15 protein-coding genes are annotated in these 15,627 nt (G+C 67.3%); 6 read left to right on the forward strand and 9 right to left on the reverse strand.

The window, feature by feature from the left end:
* Positions 1 to 47: 47 nt before the first annotated feature.
* From OG976_RS03425 to OG976_RS03450, 6 genes are all read right to left on the reverse strand, one after another.
* Positions 48 to 1,049, reverse strand: coding sequence for a DUF5914 domain-containing protein (locus OG976_RS03425; protein ID WP_328357913.1), 1,002 nt, complete (start codon positions 1,047 to 1,049; stop codon positions 48 to 50).
* Positions 1,046 to 2,584, reverse strand: coding sequence for an FAD-dependent oxidoreductase (locus tag OG976_RS03430; RefSeq protein WP_328357916.1), 1,539 nt, complete (start codon positions 2,582 to 2,584; stop codon positions 1,046 to 1,048). Before OG976_RS03430 ends, OG976_RS03425 begins: the two co-directional genes overlap by 4 nt.
* A complete protein-coding gene (locus OG976_RS03435) occupies positions 2,581 to 3,309 on the reverse strand; it encodes a class I SAM-dependent methyltransferase (RefSeq protein WP_328357919.1) in 729 nt (242 codons plus the stop codon). The genes OG976_RS03430 and OG976_RS03435 overlap by 4 nt, the downstream gene beginning before the upstream one ends.
* 82 nt (positions 3,310 to 3,391) lie before the next feature.
* On the reverse strand, positions 3,392 to 4,324 hold the full coding sequence (locus OG976_RS03440; RefSeq protein ID WP_328357922.1) for a phytoene/squalene synthase family protein: 933 nt from the start codon (positions 4,322 to 4,324) through the stop codon (positions 3,392 to 3,394).
* 2 nt (positions 4,325 to 4,326) lie between these two features.
* Positions 4,327 to 5,850 carry a phytoene desaturase family protein gene (gene crtI, locus OG976_RS03445; RefSeq protein ID WP_328357925.1) on the reverse strand — a complete coding sequence of 508 codons (1,524 nt, stop codon included), beginning with the start codon at positions 5,848 to 5,850 and terminating at the stop codon, positions 4,327 to 4,329.
* A gap of 16 nt (positions 5,851 to 5,866) precedes the next feature.
* Positions 5,867 to 6,997, reverse strand: coding sequence for a polyprenyl synthetase family protein (locus OG976_RS03450; protein ID WP_442930415.1), 1,131 nt, complete (start codon positions 6,995 to 6,997; stop codon positions 5,867 to 5,869).
* A gap of 228 nt (positions 6,998 to 7,225) precedes the next feature.
* Here OG976_RS03450 and OG976_RS03455 point away from each other — a divergent pair, with 228 nt between their 5' ends.
* Positions 7,226 to 7,663 (forward strand): hypothetical protein, encoded by a 438-nt coding sequence (locus tag OG976_RS03455; protein WP_328357928.1) that lies wholly within the window; start codon positions 7,226 to 7,228, stop codon positions 7,661 to 7,663.
* Positions 7,664 to 7,681: 18 nt separating this feature from the next.
* Positions 7,682 to 8,422 carry an SDR family NAD(P)-dependent oxidoreductase gene (locus tag OG976_RS03460; RefSeq protein ID WP_328357931.1) on the forward strand — a complete coding sequence of 247 codons (741 nt, stop codon included), beginning with the start codon at positions 7,682 to 7,684 and terminating at the stop codon, positions 8,420 to 8,422.
* 19 nt (positions 8,423 to 8,441) lie between these two features.
* Here the strand turns inward: OG976_RS03460 and OG976_RS03465 are convergent, their stop codons facing one another.
* A complete protein-coding gene (locus OG976_RS03465) occupies positions 8,442 to 8,897 on the reverse strand; it encodes an SRPBCC family protein (RefSeq protein ID WP_328357934.1) in 456 nt (151 codons plus the stop codon).
* A 9-nt stretch (positions 8,898 to 8,906) separates the two neighbouring features.
* The gene (locus OG976_RS03470) at positions 8,907 to 9,245 is read right to left on the reverse strand and encodes a DUF732 domain-containing protein (protein WP_328357937.1); all 339 of its coding nucleotides are present in this window, start codon (positions 9,243 to 9,245) and stop codon (positions 8,907 to 8,909) included.
* Positions 9,246 to 9,593: 348 nt separating this feature from the next.
* On the opposite strand from OG976_RS03470, the gene OG976_RS03475 reads away from it, so the two are divergent.
* From OG976_RS03475 to OG976_RS03490, 4 genes are all read left to right on the forward strand, one after another.
* Positions 9,594 to 10,025 (forward strand): MmpS family transport accessory protein, encoded by a 432-nt coding sequence (locus OG976_RS03475; protein ID WP_328357940.1) that lies wholly within the window; start codon positions 9,594 to 9,596, stop codon positions 10,023 to 10,025.
* A complete protein-coding gene (locus OG976_RS03480) occupies positions 10,004 to 12,913 on the forward strand; it encodes an MMPL/RND family transporter (protein WP_328363125.1) in 2,910 nt (969 codons plus the stop codon). Before OG976_RS03475 ends, OG976_RS03480 begins: the two co-directional genes overlap by 22 nt.
* On the forward strand, positions 12,910 to 13,365 hold the full coding sequence (locus OG976_RS03485) for a DUF5078 domain-containing protein (RefSeq protein WP_442930416.1): 456 nt from the start codon (positions 12,910 to 12,912) through the stop codon (positions 13,363 to 13,365). The genes OG976_RS03480 and OG976_RS03485 overlap by 4 nt, the downstream gene beginning before the upstream one ends.
* A gap of 79 nt (positions 13,366 to 13,444) precedes the next feature.
* On the forward strand, positions 13,445 to 13,732 hold the full coding sequence (locus OG976_RS03490) for a hypothetical protein (RefSeq protein ID WP_328357943.1): 288 nt from the start codon (positions 13,445 to 13,447) through the stop codon (positions 13,730 to 13,732).
* Between the two features lie 20 nt (positions 13,733 to 13,752).
* On the opposite strand, the gene OG976_RS03495 is transcribed toward OG976_RS03490, so the two are convergent.
* Positions 13,753 to 15,615: a zinc ribbon domain-containing protein gene (locus OG976_RS03495; protein WP_328363128.1), complete on the reverse strand. Its 1,863-nt coding sequence runs from the start codon at positions 15,613 to 15,615 to the stop codon at positions 13,753 to 13,755.
* Between the last annotated feature and the right edge of the window lie 12 nt (positions 15,616 to 15,627).

A 15,627-nucleotide genomic window follows, 5' to 3' on the forward strand; every position in this document is an offset into this window, starting at 1 on the left:
GTACCCCAGATCACTATTCGCTTAGCCACGCTAGGAGCCTAGCTGGATCAGTTGTCGCGCAAAGCGAATCGGCGTTCGGCGTAGGCCAGGTCGTCGCGCCACAGCCGTGCCGCCGCCACCCGCATCAGCGGGGTGATCATCGGGGCCACCCGAAGCGAATGCTTGAAGCCGGTGCGGTCGGACTGGGCGATCACGGCTTCGATCACGGCGGTGCGCGGCCGGCCGTCAGGACCGGGTCCCAGCGGCGTCGCATGGGTCTCCACCACGCTGCCCGCACCTTCGCCGTCGACGATGCGCATGACGATGGTGCGTGGCTCCGGGGTGGTGAACTCCGCGATCACCGGGACACCGAGGCGGCCCATCCGGAACGTCACGGCGACCAGGAAGCGGTCGGCGGCCTCGTCGGCGTCGTCGGGCGGGGCGCTGAGCACCTCGAGTTGGGTGAACGAATAGGGGTGGAACCACGCGCCGTGCCACGGGTCCAGCCGGTTGGCGATGATGTCCGACGGTTCGCAGACCCCTTCGAGTCGGGTCACCGCGGCCAGCGCCGCACCCTCCGGACGCACCGGAATCACCGGCGCATCGAGTGCCTGCTCACCACCGATCCGGTCGAGCCGGACCCACACCAGCACACCATCGTCGAACGCGGGCAACGGTTTCCAGCCGAATTCGCGCTTGCCTTCCAGCTTCAGGCCGTGCCACGGACAGATCAGCGTCCCGCAGTTCACGGTTCCGGTGGCCAGATCGGCGCCCAGGTGCGGGCAGGCCGCGGGTCCGACGTGCAGCCCGCCCTGCTCGTCGCGCCAGGCCACGATCTCCGCACCGCCGACCCGGGTGCCAAACGGCTTGTCGGTGCGCACGTCGGAGCTGGCGGCGAACACGAACCAGTTTCCGCTGGGCCGTTGCTCGGCACGGCGCAGCGCCGCGTCGATCACAGCGGGCTGGGCGTCCTGATACGTCGGCTTCTGGTTGGCCCAGTCCAGCTTCGGAACAACCTGCAGCGGAAGTCCTTTGGGAAATCGTGCGGCCAGCCGCGACTTGATGCTCATGACGCCCGGGCCTTCCTCGGAGTTGCCAGCCGGCGCAGGACCGGTGAACGTCCCTGCACCGGAACGGTGTGCACCGTGTGCCCGCTGACCCCCCATCCGGCCAGCAGACCGTTCGCGGCCGTCCATCCGGTGGTGGCGGCTCGCTCCATCAACGCTACCGGCAGGTCGATGCGGATACCGTCGCCGGCGAGCATCAGATTGGGCACCGGTGTCTCCACGGTGGGCCGGTTGGCGAAGGCACCCGGTGCGAACAGCGGGCAATCCTCACGCAGCAGCATTGTTTCCTTGACGATTCCGGCCGTCGCCGTCTCCGGGTAGAGCTGATGCAGACGGGCCAGCATCTTGTCCCGAAGTCCGTCGAAGGGCGGCGGGTCCACCACCGAGTACGAGTGCACCTCGACCACCGAACCGCCGTGGGCGCGAGCCCACTGCGCGGCCTGCTGTTCGTAATTGCTGACGACGCTGATGTTGTCGACGGGCTCCAGTCCCCCGGTGCCCAGGAACGGCGGGCGCCCCGGTTCCAGCGGCCGGTCCAGCCACAGCCGCTGCACCACGAACGGCGGCGCCGTCTGCAGGCCGGCAACCTGTTCCCGCCACCGCTCGTCGCCCAGTCCCGGTGAACCGGCCACGATCTGGCGCAGACTGCCCGGATCGGTCGCCAGCACCACTCCGTCGGCGTCGATGGTCCTTCCGTCGGACACCCTCACCTGCATGGTCTTTGGCCCGCCCACGCTGACCGACTCGGCAGTCACGCCGGTGTGGAACTGGACCCCCTGCTCGATCAGATACTCCCCCAACGGATCCCACAGCGCGGTGTTGAAGTTCGACTCGGCGACGTCGAATACCAGACCCTCGCTGGAACCCAGGAAATAGATGTGGAACATCGCCGCCAGCTCCGCAGCCGACAGCTTGTCGGGGCGGGCGAAGAAGCTGCGGGCGAACACCTCGAAGGCCAGGTGCCTGGCCGCGACCGGGAAGTTGATGTTCGTCAGGAAGGTCTCGGCGTCCAGGTCGTCGAGCTGGTCGTAGATATCGGGCACCGAGACCGCGGCCAGTGGCGCGGCAGCGGGAGCGTTGAGCCGCACCAGGTCTCGCATCCGGAACGTGGGGCTGCGCAGCGCGAACACCAATGCGTTCCACGGCGGGGTCTTGGGCAGCCCGCGGAAGGTGTCACGGCGACCCTGCCCGTCGACCAGCGGGTAGTCCTCGACGGCCCGCAGCCGATCGAGCCCGGGATCGCTGCGCCGCAACAACGCGCGCAGGTTGTAGTACTGCCGGAAGAACGCGTGGAATCCTCGGTTGTTGGCCACCTCGGTGCCGTCTTCGAGCTTCTCGGTCCAGCCGCCGACGCGGCCGCCCAGATAATCCTGGCGTTCCAGGACCTCGACGGATACACCGCGTTCGGCCAGACCGGCGGCGGCGGCAAGGCCGGCGATACCGGCGCCGACCACCACGACATGCGGGGTGTTGGGCAGTGCGTTGGCGTGCGGCAACCCGGACTGCGCCGGGTGGGCGACTCGGCGTGGATCGATCATTTCGGAGCGTCCGCCAGGAACGTGTGCACGATGTCGCGCTGCCAGCCGGGCATGGTCTCGCTGTGCACGCCGGTGAACCCTGCCGCGACGAGCCTGCGCTGGAAGTCCCGGGCTCCGTCGAAGGTGTTCACGCTGCGCCACAGATGACGGTAGAGCGTGCTGTCACCGGTCTGCCGCCAGCCGGCCGGGATGATGATGCCCCAGCAGACGGCATTCCAAATCGCCTTGGCGACACGGGAATCGCTCACCGAGTACTCGTGAACTGCCAGGGTCGCCCCGGGCCGCAGCAGTCCGCGGAAGGTCCGCAGCGTCGAATCGGGGTCGGCCAGGTTACGCAGCAGATAGGCGGCCAGGATCCCGTCGAACGGTCCTTCCACACCCGCCTCTGCGATCCCCTCGATCGGGCTGTGCACGAACTGCACGGTGTCCGGCCACGACTTGGCTCTCGCTTCGGCGAGCATGCCTGCCGACGCGTCGACCGCGACGATCTCGGCATACGGCGCCGCCTCGAGCAGGGCCGCCGTCGACGCGCCCGTGCCGCAGCCGGCATCGAGCAGGCGCAGCCCACGTCCGCCGCCGCTGATACGCATCCGCCGCGCCGAGATCCGCAGGTGGTCGTGATAGCCCGGATTCGCCCCGACCAGCTTGTCGTAGGCCTGGGCGCCGACGTCGAAGGCGCCGGGAACCTGCTCCCGGCGCAGTCCTCGCTGGCCGACACTTACCACTGAGGGTCCTTTCCATAGCTCACCATCAACGTCCAGTATTCGACGGTGCGCGATAGCGCGGCGCGCAAACCCGCGAATTCCATCAGGCGGCGCCGTACCTTCTGGCCCGCCGGGCGCGGATCAGGCCACCGGCGAACACCTGTATGCGACGGCCGGTCCCCACGGTGGCTCGCTGGCTGAACACCTCGAAGTTGATCGCCTCGATGCGGTCCAGGATCTCCGAGTAGAGGGTGAAGGCGGTGGTCACACACGGGCGCGACTGCGGGGCCAGCAGTGCGATGCCCTTGCGGGCTTCCCGATAGATCTCCCGGGTGATCTCGTGCTGGGCGGCCAGCGCCCGGCGCACCCGGTCATCGGTGCGGTTGCTGCGGTGGCACCAGGTCAGCAGGTCACGGTCCACACCGAATGCGGCGAGTTCGTCGGCCGGCAGGTAGACCCGGTTGCGATCCAGGTCCTCGTCGATATCCCGCAGGAAGTTGGTGAGCTGAAACGCCCGCCCCAGCGCCTCGGCGCACGGCTCGGCCTCGGCGGTCGGCACGACCGTCCCGAGGATCGGCAGCATCTGCAGCCCGATCACCTCGGCCGACCCGCGCATGTAGTGGTTCAGCGCGGCCCGGTCGGGATAGTCCGTGACGGTCAGGTCCATCCGCATCGAGGTCAGGAAATCGTCGAAGAGGTCCAGCGGGATGCGGTAGGTGCGGGCGGTGTGCAGCACCGCGGGCAGCACCGGTTCACTGGGATCGGCTGTGCCACTGAAGAACTTGGCCGACAGGTCATCGAGGCGGGCTTCCCGCTGCGCGGTGGTGGCTGTCGAGTCGAGGTCGTCGAGGATGTCGTCGGCGTAGCGGGCGAAGCCGTACAGCGCGTGGACGGCCGGTCGCTGAGACGGTGCCAGCAGCCGGGTGGCCAGGAAGTAGGTCCGGCCGTGCTGGGCGTTGAGCTTGCGGCAGTACCGGTAGGACTCGCGGAGCCGCTCGTCGTCGATCCCCGCGGCGTGTAACTCGGTGTGGATCATCGCTACCTGCTTCCCGACCTGGTGATGGTGCGCTTTCGAGTGAGCTCGTCGGCCGGTCCGGCGACCCGATCGGCGGCCAGGCGGCCGGACAGCAGCGCGGTGGGCACCCCGACGCCGGGAACGGTGGAGCCGCCGGCCAGCACCGCGTTGTCGACACCGCGCACGAGATTGGCCGGCCGGAACGGCCCGGTCTGGGAGAAGGTGTGGGCCAGCGCGAACGGCGAACCGGCGGCCATCCCCTGCCGTGCCCAGTCCGCGGGGGTGACGACGTCGAGGATGTCGGCGTCGTCGTCGAGACCCGGAAGCAGCCGCTCGGCCGCCTTCGCGACCACCTGGTTGGCGTAGGCGTCGCCGGCCGATGCCCAGTCCACGACGCCCGCGTCGAGGTTCGGCGCCGGGGCCAGGATGTAGAGCAGGTCGCGCCCGGCCGGGGCCAGGCTGGGGTCGCTCGCGGTCGGCCTGGTCACCAGAAGCGACGGGTCGCTCATCAGCGTGCCGTCGCGGATGATCTCGTCGAAGGTGCGCGCCCACTGCCGGCCGAAGCTGATGTTGTGGTGCACCAGCTTGTCGCCGACCGCGGGGACACCGGCGTGGATGACGACGGCCGAGGGGGCCGGCAGGATCTTGATCGGACGGCGTGGGGTACGGCCGAGAAGGTGATAGCTCAGCGGCAGCTCGGTGGTGAGAACCACTGCGTCACAAGCGATCCGGTCTCCGTTATCGGTGCGCACAGCGGTGATCCGGGTGCCGGACTTCTCCAGCGAGGTCACCGAGGACTGGTAGCGGAACTCCACCCCGGCCGCGGCCGCAGCGGCGGCCAGCGCCTCGGGCACCGCGCGCATGCCGCCGCGCGGGAAGTACACCCCGGCGACGGTGTCCATGTAGGCGATCACCGCGTAGGCGGCCAGTGCCTGCTGCGGCGGGACACCGGCGTAGAGCGCCTGGAAGGTGAAAACCCGTTGCAGCCGTTCGTCTTTGATGTACTTGCTGACCATCTTCTCCCAGCCGCGGAAGCCACCGAGTGCGGCCAGCCGGGCCAGTTGGGGGGTCAGCAGCGACAACGGGGAGTCGAAGTTGGAGGCGATGAACCCGTTCATCTCCACCCGGTAGAGCTCGGTGAGCCAGTCGCGCAGCCGGTGGTAGCCGGCCGCCTCGGCCGGACCGGCGAACTCCTCGATGGCGGCGGCCATGGCGGCGGCGTCGGTGTGCACGTCCAGCGAGGACCCGTCGGCGAACGACGCCCGGTAGGCCGGATCGACCAGATCCAAATGCAGGTGGTCGTCCATCGAGGCGCCGACGGCGGCGAATGCCTCTTCGATGATGTCGGGCATCGTCAGCACGGTGGGACCGGTGTCGATGGAATACCCGCGAATGTCGGCCTGGCCCATCCGCCCGCCGGGGAACGGGTAGCGCTCCACCACCGTGACCGACCGGCCGCGCCCGGCGAGCTGCATCGCAGCGGACAGGCCCGACAGTCCGGCTCCAACCACCACGACGTGGTCAGTCGCCCCTGGGACGGTACGCATCATCGACTCCTTCTCATCAGGTCTCTCGCAGCGTGCAGGCCGCGGCCATGTTGGCCAGCGTCGACTGCACCCATGGGTCAATTCTGTTGTCGCACACGTGATCCTGTGCGGTCGCGACCAGCTCGTCGATCAGGTCCTCGATCCACTCGACGGCGCCGGTCGCCACGATCAGGTTGCGCCACCGGGCGATGTCGGCGGTGCCGAGTTCCTCGGCATTCATCAGCTCGACGAACTGGCGGCGGATCGTTCCATCGGCCATCTGATGGGCTGCGACGACGACACTGGTCGCCTTGCGCTCGGCGAGGTCCCCGCCGATGGGCTTTCCCGTTACCGAGGGTGTACCGAATACGCCAAGAATGTCGTCCCGGAGCTGGAAGGCCTCGCCCACGGCGCTGCCGTACTCGCCCAGCGCACCGATGAGCTCCTCGCGACCGGACATCGCGGCGCCGATCTCCAGCGGCCTGCGCACCGTGTAGTTGCCCGACTTGCGGCGGGCGACGTCGAGCACCTGGTCCAACGTGGGCAGGGCGCCGTAGTCGTTGGCGACGTCGGCGAACTGGCCGACCGCGAGCTCGATACGCATCAGGTCGTAGCGTCGCCAGGCCCGCGCCAACGCGTCGGCGGAGACCCCGCTGTCGCGCATCATCTGCTCGGCCCACACCAGACACAGATCCGACAGCAGGATCGCCGCCGAGGCGCCGAACCGCCACTGCGACCCGGACAGGCCGTTCTGGCGATGCCACTGACCGAACTGGACATGCGCGGCGGGCTGTCCCCGGCGCATGTCCGAGTCGTCCATGACGTCGTCTTGCAGCAGGGCGAACGCGTGGAGCAGTTCCAGACCGGCGCTGGCCCGCAGCGCGGCGTCGTCGGCCGGTGCCCCGCACAGCCAGCCCAGGTACATGAAGGTGGAGCGCAGGCACTTGCCCCCACCGACGAACTGGACCAGCACGTCGGCGGCGACGTCGATGCCGGCGCCGGCCAGTTGCGGGACGCAGTGGTTGTCGACGAAGTCGGCGACGTGGGCCAGGGCGCCGTGTCGCACGCCGTTACGCCAGATCTCGAACTGCGCGTCGTGTTCGGTGGCCACACCACTGGCGGTGGGCACACGCGCGCCGTTCAGCGAGACTGCGTCAGATGCGCGCAATGGCTGCTCCTTCCCCGTGGCGGGCCACCTCGACCCGGGCCGAGCACCGTGCATGCGATACCCCCCTGGATGCCGATGCAACCAGACGGCGGTGCTCTTAGGTCCAATTCAAGGCGAGTGGTGACCCGGATGCCTTGTCAGAACGCACATGGTCACGTACGCGTAATTTTTCCCGGGCACCTGCGCAACACCCCGGAAAGCGGCTCTAGCTGCTGGAATACTGGTGGGATGCAGACAGTCATGGACGACGCCGTCACCACTGCCGGATCGATCTCGACCACCACCAGTGCGGCGGTGGCGGGGTCTATCGCCACCGTGGGCAGCGTCGCCGTGGCGGGATCGATCGCCACGTCCGGCAGCGCCGCGGTGGGCGGATCGGTCGCGACCGCCGGCAGCGCGGCGGTGGCCGGGTCGTTGGCGACCGCGGGTAGCGCGGTGATCGCCGGCTCGGTCGCGACGGCGGGCAGTGCACTGATCGCGGGCTGTGTGATCACCGTGTTGTGCGCACTGATGCGGGAATGCGTCGGATGCGCGGCCTGCTTCGCATGCCGCAGATGTATGGCGTGCCTGGCCTGTGCCCGGTGCACCGACTGCGTGGGTTGCATCGGGTGCTACAACTGCTCGGGATTGCGCAACGCGGTGGGCGTCCGCAACGTACACGCCTGATCAGGCGGAGAGGCCGGCATGACACAGCTGAGCGGGAAAGTCGCCCTGGTGACCGGAGCGTCGTCGGGACTCGGGGCGGCGGTGGCGCAGGTCTTCGCCGAACGGGGCGCCACGGTCTACGGGATCGCGCGCGACACCGACCGGATGGCAGGAGTGTTCGAATCCGTGCCCGGCGGTGCGTATGCGTCGATCGACATCACCAGCGCACAGGCCTGCCAGGATGCCGTCGCGGGCTGCATGGAGCAGTTCGGCAGGCTCGACGTCCTGGTCAACGCCGCGGGCTTCCACCAGATGCGCCACACCGCGTCCGTGGCCGACCAGGATTGGGACTACGACCTGGCAGTCAACCTCAACGGACCGTTCTACCTGAGCCGGGCAGCACTGCCTCATCTGCTGGAGGTCGGCGGCAACATCGTCAACGTGGCCTCGATCGCCGGGGTCGAGGGTGAGGTCTACTCGGCCGGTTACTGCGCCGCCAAGCACGGACTGGTCGGGCTCACCCGGGCGCTGGCCGTGGAGTTCACCAAGGAACAGCTGCGGGTCAACGTGGTGTGTCCCGGCGGGATGCTCACCCCGCAGGTGACGGAGTTCGCCACCCCGGACGACGCCGACTGGAATCTGATCATGCGCATCGCCGCACCCCGCGGAATGATGGACCCGCGCGACGTCGCCAAGGTGATCGCCTTCCTGGCCAGCGATGACGCCTCGACCATTCACGGCGCCGTCTACAACGTCGACAACGGCAAGACCGCCGGCTAGCCCCGGGGGGGCAGGGGAACTAAGGCGAGGCCTCGAACCGCCGCCGGATTCCGGCCAGCATCTCCTGATGCGCCGCCACCGCCTGCTTGGCCGTCATTCCCAGCAGCGGCCACGGCGCACTGATGCGGAGGCGCTCGGTCAGCCGGGTGCCGGTCGGGATCGGCTCGAAGGACACGACACCCTCGAGGCGCACCCGGGGGAACTGGCGGGCCTCGGTGAGTACCGGGCCGTTGCGGGGCACCCGCACAGTGGCCGTATAGCTGATCGGCAGGGTCGCGAAGCCCAGCGGAATCCGGTCGGACACCCGGTAGGTGTGGACGTACCCGTCGTCGGAGTCAGTGCGGTGCAGCGTGCGCACCGCCACTACCAGCGGGTGCACATCCTTGATGTTGTCGAGATCGACATAGTGGTCGCGGACGGCGTCGGGCGTGCCCGGCACATCCTCGGTGATAGTCCGGTCGACCGGCCCGGCCACGAAGAGTCCTTACTGGACGGCGGCGCGCTGCAGCACGCCGATCTGCTCCGGGCAGTAGGTGTTGATCGCCGCGCCCAGGAACTGCACGGACTGTGCCTGGGTGGACCCGTTGGGCAGGTTGGTCAGGATGAACTTGGCCGACTGGTACGCGTCGGTGTCCAGGCCGTTGTTCAGGCGCTTGCAGGTGATCTTGCCGATCCAGGCGTTGTAGTCACGCGGACCGTAGATCCCGAAACCGTGCAGCTCATTGGCGAAGTCGATGTCGGGGTCGGCATGGGCCGGAACGGCCAGGACCATCGGCGCCGCGACGGCAGCAGCGGCGACCATGGCAAGCCTCGTGACGTTCATGAAGAGGAATTGTAGGCCAGCTAACCAGCGGTGCGGAAGCCCTCCGGCGCATGGCCTATCCGGAGACCGAAACACGCTGCGGCACAACGCAGATGCGAGATGCCACCCATCACATCCGGACGGCCGGTGTGACCTAGGGCACGAATGACGGAGGGAAATCGGTCAGGGAAGCTACCGCGGGGTATCGTCCGATCAGTTAAGTGAGCTAATCTCTTGAGTTAAATCGACCAATCTGTGGCGGCGCGAGAAAATCGGGGTTGAGATGAGACTGACGGGCACCCTCACGATCGGCGTCGCAGAAATGTGCGCGTTGCCCGTGTCGGCGTCCTGACGTCCTCGGGATAACCAATGGTCAAGGCAATTCGACGCGCATGGATTCCGGTGGTCATCATCATCGTGGTGGCCATCGCGGGTTTCTCGGTGTTTCGGCTGCATGGGGTGTTCGGCAAGACCGAACTCACCCGGCCCGGCAGCGGCCTGGCCAACGACACCAAGCCGTTCAATCCCAAGCAGGTGACCTACGAGATCTTCGGTCCGCAGGGCGCGGTAGCGACCGTCAACTACCTCGATCTCGATGCCCAGCCCCAGATCGCGCGTGATGTCACGCTGCCGTGGTCGGTCACGCTGACCACGACCGCCCCCGCGGCCAGCGCCAATGTGGTCGCCCAGGGTGACACCGACACCATCGGCTGCCGCATCCTGGTCGACGGCGTCCTCAAGGACGAGAAGACCTCGTCCGGGGTCAACGCACAAACCTTCTGTCTGGTGAAGTCCGCGTGAGCCGGCCACCCGGAGCGCACCCGCGGATTCCCCGGTTTGTCCGGAGTTTCGCCGTGCCCATCGTGCTGTTCTGGATCGGCCTCGTCGTCGTCCTGAGCGTCGCGGTCCCCCCGCTCGAGCAGGTGAGCCAGGAGCACACGGTCTCGCTGGCGCCCGACGACGCGCCGTCGATGCAGGCGATGAAGCGGGTCGGTAAGGACTTCCAGGAGTTCGACTCCAACAGCAGCGCGATGATCCTGCTGGAGGGCGATCAGCCGCTGGGCGCCGAGGCCCACCGGTACTACGACGGCCTGATCCAGAAGCTGCGCGACGACCCCAAGCACGTCGAGCACATCCAGGATTTCTGGGGCGATCCGCTGACCGCCGCCGGCTCCCAGAGTGCGGACGGCAAAGCCGCCTACGTCCAGGTGTATCTGGCCGGCAACCAGGGCGAGAGCCTGGCCAACGAGTCTGTCGACGCCGTGCAGAAGATCGTCACGGCCAACCCGCCCCCGGCCGGGATCAAGGTCTACGTCACCGGCCCGACAGCACTGAGTCACGACCAGCACAACGTCGGCGACTCGGCGGTCAAGGTCGTCGAGATGGTGACCATCGGCGTGATCTTCGTGATGTTGCTGCTGGTCTACCGCTCGATCGTCACCACGATCCTGGTGCTGGTGATGGTCTTCCTGGAACTGACCGCGGCCCGGGGGGTCATCGCGTTCCTGGGCAACGCCGAGGTCATCGGTCTGTCGACGTTCGCGGTCAACCTGCTGGCGACCCTGTCGATCGCCGCGGCCACCGACTACGCGATATTCCTGTTCGGGCGCTATCACGAGGCCCGCCTGGACGGCGAAGATCGCGAAACCGCGTTCTACACCATGTACCACGGCACAGCCCACGTGATCCTGGGCTCGGGCCTGACCATCGCTGGTGCGACGTTCTGCCTGCATTTCACGCGCCTGCCCTACTTCAAGTCGCTGGGCTTCCCGTTGGCCATCGGCATGCTCGTCGTGGTGTTCGCGGCGCTGACATTCGGGCCCGCGGTCATCGCGATCGGCAGCCGGTTCAGAAAGGTCTTCGAGCCCAAGCGGAAGATGAACACCCACACGTGGCGCCGGGTGGGCACCGCGGTGGTCCGCTGGCCCGGCCCCATCCTGGTCGCCTCGATCGCGCTGGCGTTGGTCGGCCTCCTCGCCCTGCCGTCGTATACGACCAACTACAACGACCGCAATTACCTGCCCAAGGACATCCCGGCCAATATCGGCTACGCCGCGGCGGACCGGCATTTCCCGCAGGCGCGGATGAATCCCGAACTGCTGCTGATCGAGACCGACCACGACGTGCGCAACCCGGCGGACATGCTGGTGATCGACCGCATCGCCAAGAATGTCTTCCATATCCCGGGCATCGGACGGGTGCAGACCATCACCCGCCCGCTGGGCACGCCGATCGAGCACACCTCGATCCCGTTCATCATCAGCATGTCGGGCACCAACCAGACGATGAACATGTCCTACCTGCAGGACCGCATGAAGGACATGCTCAAGATGGGTGACGAGCTGCAGGTCAGCATCGACACCATGGAACGCATGCTGGCCCTGACCAAGCAGATGGTGGGCGTCACCCACGACATGGTGGCCAAGACCAAGCAGATGGTGGCCGACACCAACGAGATCCGGGACCACCTGGCCGATTTCGACGACTTCTTCCGGCCGATCCGCAACTACCTGTACTGGGAGCCGCACTGCTTCGACATCCCGATCTGCTGGTCGTTGCGCTCGATCTTCGACAGCCTGGACGGGATCGACACTCTCAGTGACGATCTGGCGTCACTGGTCGTCGACATGGACAGGCTCGACGTCCTGATGCCGAAGATGGTCCAGGTCATGCCGCCGATGATCGCGACCATGAAGAGCATGAAGGCGTCGATGCTGACGATGCAGTCGACGATGAACGGCTTCCAGGACCAGATGCAGGCGATGCAGGACAACGCGACCGCGATGGGACAGGCCTTCGACGCCTCGAAGAACGACGACTCGTTCTACCTGCCGCCGGAAGTCTTCGACAATCCCGACTTCAAGCGCGGCCTCAAGATGTTCGTCTCTCCGGACGGAAAAGCGGTGCGGTTCATCATCTCTCACGAGGGTGACCCCGCGACGCCGGAAGGCATCTCGCACATCGACAAGATCAAGAACGCCGCGTTCGAAGCCCTCAAGGGCAGCCCGCTGGAGGGTTCCAAGGTCTTCATGGGCGGCACCGCGTCGGTCTACAAGGACATGCAGAACGGCGCCAACTACGACCTGCTGATCGCCGGGATCGCCGCGCTGTGCCTGATCTTCGTGATCATGCTGGTGATCACCCGAAGCATCGTCGCCGCGGCGGTGATCGTGGGCACCGTGGTCTTGTCGCTGGGCGCGTCGTTCGGGTTGTCGGTGCTGTTGTGGCAGCACATCCTCGGCCAGCCACTGCACTGGCTCGTCCTCGCCATGGCCGTGATCATCCTGCTGGCGGTCGGATCGGACTACAACCTGCTGCTGGTCGCGCGGTTCAAAGAAGAGATCCACGCCGGACTCAACACCGGTATCATCCGGGCAATGGCTGGCAGCGGTTCAGTGGTGACGTCAGCCGGCCTGGTGTTCGCGTTCACCATGGGCTCGATGCTCATCAGCCCGCTGCGGGTGGGCGGCCAGGTCGGGACGACGATCGCGCTCGGCCTGCTGTTCGACACACTGATCGTGCGGTCGTTCATGACACCGTCGATCGCCGCGCTGCTGGGCAAATGGTTCTGGTGGCCGCAGCGGGTGCGTCAACGCCCGCTGCCACAACAGTGGCCGTCGCCCCGCGACGACTCGGACAATACGGATCGGCTATCCGTGGGCGCGAGCCCTGAAGGAGGTTCTACATGACAACGATGAGCACCACTCTGCGCATGGGCGCGGCAGCGGCCGCCCTGGCGATGGCCGCGGTGGCACTGCCCGCGACGGCTGCCGCGGACGCCTCCGACGACTACCCGATCCCGCACCGCATGATCATCACGACATGCACCGCCGAACAGATCATGGCGGCCGCACGCGACGTGACACCGGTCTACTACGAGCGCTACATGATCGACTACAACAACAAGTCGCCTCAGGTTCAGCAGGCCGCCCAGGACTACGTTCACTGGTTCTACTCGATGGACGCCGCCGCCCGCCGCGGCTGGTCTGAGGAGATGGCGACCAACATCTACTCCGATCCGCTGGCGTTCCAGTGGCCCAACCACGCCAAGCTGTTCTTCAACAACAAGGGCGTGGCCGCCAAGACCACCGACGTCTGCATGAACTACGCGCCGAACGACATGTCCGTCTGGAACTGGTGAGATGACCCGACACCTGCTGTTAGACGGCTGTTCAACCGGCGTTCCCCGCGCTGCAAGGCGCAACCGCGACAGTCCTCGCATGTCGCTAGGATTGCGCTCCATCGCCACCTTACTGACCGGTCTCGGCGCGTCGATCGCGTTGGCCCCCAACGCTTTAGCCGATCCGCCGAACATCCCCGAGCCCGGCTCGGAGTCGGTGGCGTCCACCATCGGCGACCTCGACAACCTCGGCTACGACGTCACACTGCAGTACGAGAACGGTGTCCCCAACGGGGGCTTGTCGGAGTGCACAGTCACCGACATCAATACCGTCGGCTCGGCCGGTAGTCAGCCGATCGCCTACGTGACGATCACCTGCGACAAGTAGTTTCAGCTCGCCGGATCGGCTTAGCGGGGCGGATCGCCTTGCCACATGAAGCTGTTCACGTACTTGCCCATGTCCAGGGCGAGTTCGAGGTTGGCACCGGAGGGATGTCCGCTGCCGAAGTCGGGGCTGAACCGATGAAACGGTCCGACAGCCGAGGCCACCAGCGCGTAGTCGTTCTTGACCGCAGTCAGCACCAGAATCCGTAGCCGGGTGTAAGTGGCGTCCGGATCGGTGGGATAGACGTCGGCCACCACCCCGTAACCCTGTTGGTATCCCACTGTGGCGTTGGGGATTTCGTATTCGACGACGGCATCCGGGTAGCTGCGGGTGAGAATCTGCTCGGTGATCTGCCGGGCGCTGCGGCCGACCGAGGGCTGTCCGAAGAGTTCCATCGTGCCGGTATCGCCTGCGATGTAGTCCAGCACGACGCCGTTCGGGTCGGTGTCGGCTCGATAGGCCGTCCCCGGGGCCGGATAGTTCACCGAGAACTCGCCGTGACTCGATACGAACCGCGGACTAGCCGCCACCGGCACCCCCATCGGCGGACGTCCACAATCCGGCGGGCAGATGTAGCGCTGCACACCCGCTGGGGTGATCGCGAACGAGACGACGAAGGCCGCCGCCGCCGCGATACCGAGTCCCGCTCCCATCACCGCCGCCACCCGCGCGCGCGTGCTGTGCCGGACCGGCACCGCCTGATAGGTATCGGCAGGCATCGCGTAGCCGAGTTGGGGCCGGGCGCCGACGGGGGGCTCGCCCGGCGGGTAGGCGCGCCGAGCGGCGCGCGACGACCGCGACGCAGCGCGGGTCGCCACCCCACACCTGGGGCAGAAGGCCGCGGCCGGGACGACGTGATCGCAGTAGGAACACAGCACCGGCTCGGACGTCGTCACCTCGTCGTGCACTTCGTGCAGCAATGCCACCTGAACACCGATCCGCAGGACGAGCAGAGTCAGGCCCGCGATCGCGAGATGCAGAAGCAGTTGGAAGTCGTCCCGCACCCGCAGCGTCTGGACGAAGCCCAGCGCCAGGTAGATCGACACCGCGGCGGTCAACGCCAAGGGGATGGCGCGGACCGGCCGGGCAAACCAGATCGCGATGCCGACCAGGCCGCCGACCGCGGCCGCGATCACGGGCATCGCCAGACCGCGGATCCCCGCCTCGGCGAGAATCGGGCCCATCGGCTGACCGTCGGTCCAGGGCCCGGTGGCCAGTTGCGGCGCCAACCGGGTCAGCGTGCTCGCGGCGGTGAACACCAGCGCGCCGAGTGCGCCGACGGCGAAGCCGTCCAGCGAGTCGCGGACGCGAGGCTGCATCGCCCACACCGCCACCGCGGGCGCGAGCATCAGCATCGCTCCCGCAAGCGGAAAGACGAAGCTCTCCACCAGAATTGAGCCGACTGCTCTGGAACCGCCCAAGCCGACGTCGGCAGCTCGGGCGACCATCGGTCCGCCGATCAACCCCCACATGACGCCGAGAACGACACCGAGTCCGACGGTGAGCGTCAGCCAGCGCCTGGGCAGATCCGGATGGATCGCGGCGGCACGAAGGTAGAGGGCGAACAGCAGTGGCAGCCCGAGCACGGCCGCGCCGATCAGCGGGGCCTGCCAGCCGGCAACCGTGAAGCCGACGAGTGCGGCCGCCACTACCAGGAGTCCGAGCCGCAACGCGCGGCGCGATGTCGGGGGCACCTGGGGGAACAGTGAACTTGCCACCGCGAATCGCAGTACATGCTCACGAGGAGCCGCGGCGTAGTGCGCCAGCCGGAGCCGGTTACGTCCGTCGCCGTCAGGGTTGGTCAGATCCGCACCGCAGTGCAGGCAGAAGGCCGCCGATGCAACGGTGCGCAGGCAGGAACCGCACGTCATCACACCGCGTTGCATCACCCGTCGGTT

The sequence above is a fragment of the Mycobacterium sp. NBC_00419 genome (assembly GCF_036023875.1).
GTDB lineage: Bacteria > Actinomycetota > Actinomycetes > Mycobacteriales > Mycobacteriaceae > Mycobacterium.

Excerpts from the sequence above, each read along its gene's own strand:
- OG976_RS03475 (WP_328357940.1), top strand. The coding sequence starts at position 9,594 with ATGGTCAAGGCAATTCGACGCGCATGGATTCCGGTGGTCATCATCATC.
- OG976_RS03460 (WP_328357931.1), top strand. The coding sequence starts at position 7,682 with ATGACACAGCTGAGCGGGAAAGTCGCCCTGGTGACCGGAGCGTCGTCG.
- OG976_RS03455 (WP_328357928.1), top strand. The coding sequence starts at position 7,226 with ATGCAGACAGTCATGGACGACGCCGTCACCACTGCCGGATCGATCTCG.
- OG976_RS03430 (WP_328357916.1), bottom strand. The coding sequence starts at position 2,584 with ATGATCGATCCACGCCGAGTCGCCCACCCGGCGCAGTCCGGGTTGCCG.
- OG976_RS03485 (WP_442930416.1), top strand. The coding sequence starts at position 12,910 with ATGACAACGATGAGCACCACTCTGCGCATGGGCGCGGCAGCGGCCGCC.
- OG976_RS03425 (WP_328357913.1), bottom strand. The coding sequence starts at position 1,049 with ATGAGCATCAAGTCGCGGCTGGCCGCACGATTTCCCAAAGGACTTCCG.
- OG976_RS03470 (WP_328357937.1), bottom strand. The coding sequence starts at position 9,245 with ATGAACGTCACGAGGCTTGCCATGGTCGCCGCTGCTGCCGTCGCGGCG.
- crtI (WP_328357925.1), bottom strand. The coding sequence starts at position 5,850 with ATGCGTACCGTCCCAGGGGCGACTGACCACGTCGTGGTGGTTGGAGCC.
- OG976_RS03440 (WP_328357922.1), bottom strand. The coding sequence starts at position 4,324 with ATGATCCACACCGAGTTACACGCCGCGGGGATCGACGACGAGCGGCTC.
- OG976_RS03490 (WP_328357943.1), top strand. The coding sequence starts at position 13,445 with ATGTCGCTAGGATTGCGCTCCATCGCCACCTTACTGACCGGTCTCGGC.
- OG976_RS03495 (WP_328363128.1), bottom strand. The coding sequence starts at position 15,615 with ATGCAACGCGGTGTGATGACGTGCGGTTCCTGCCTGCGCACCGTTGCA.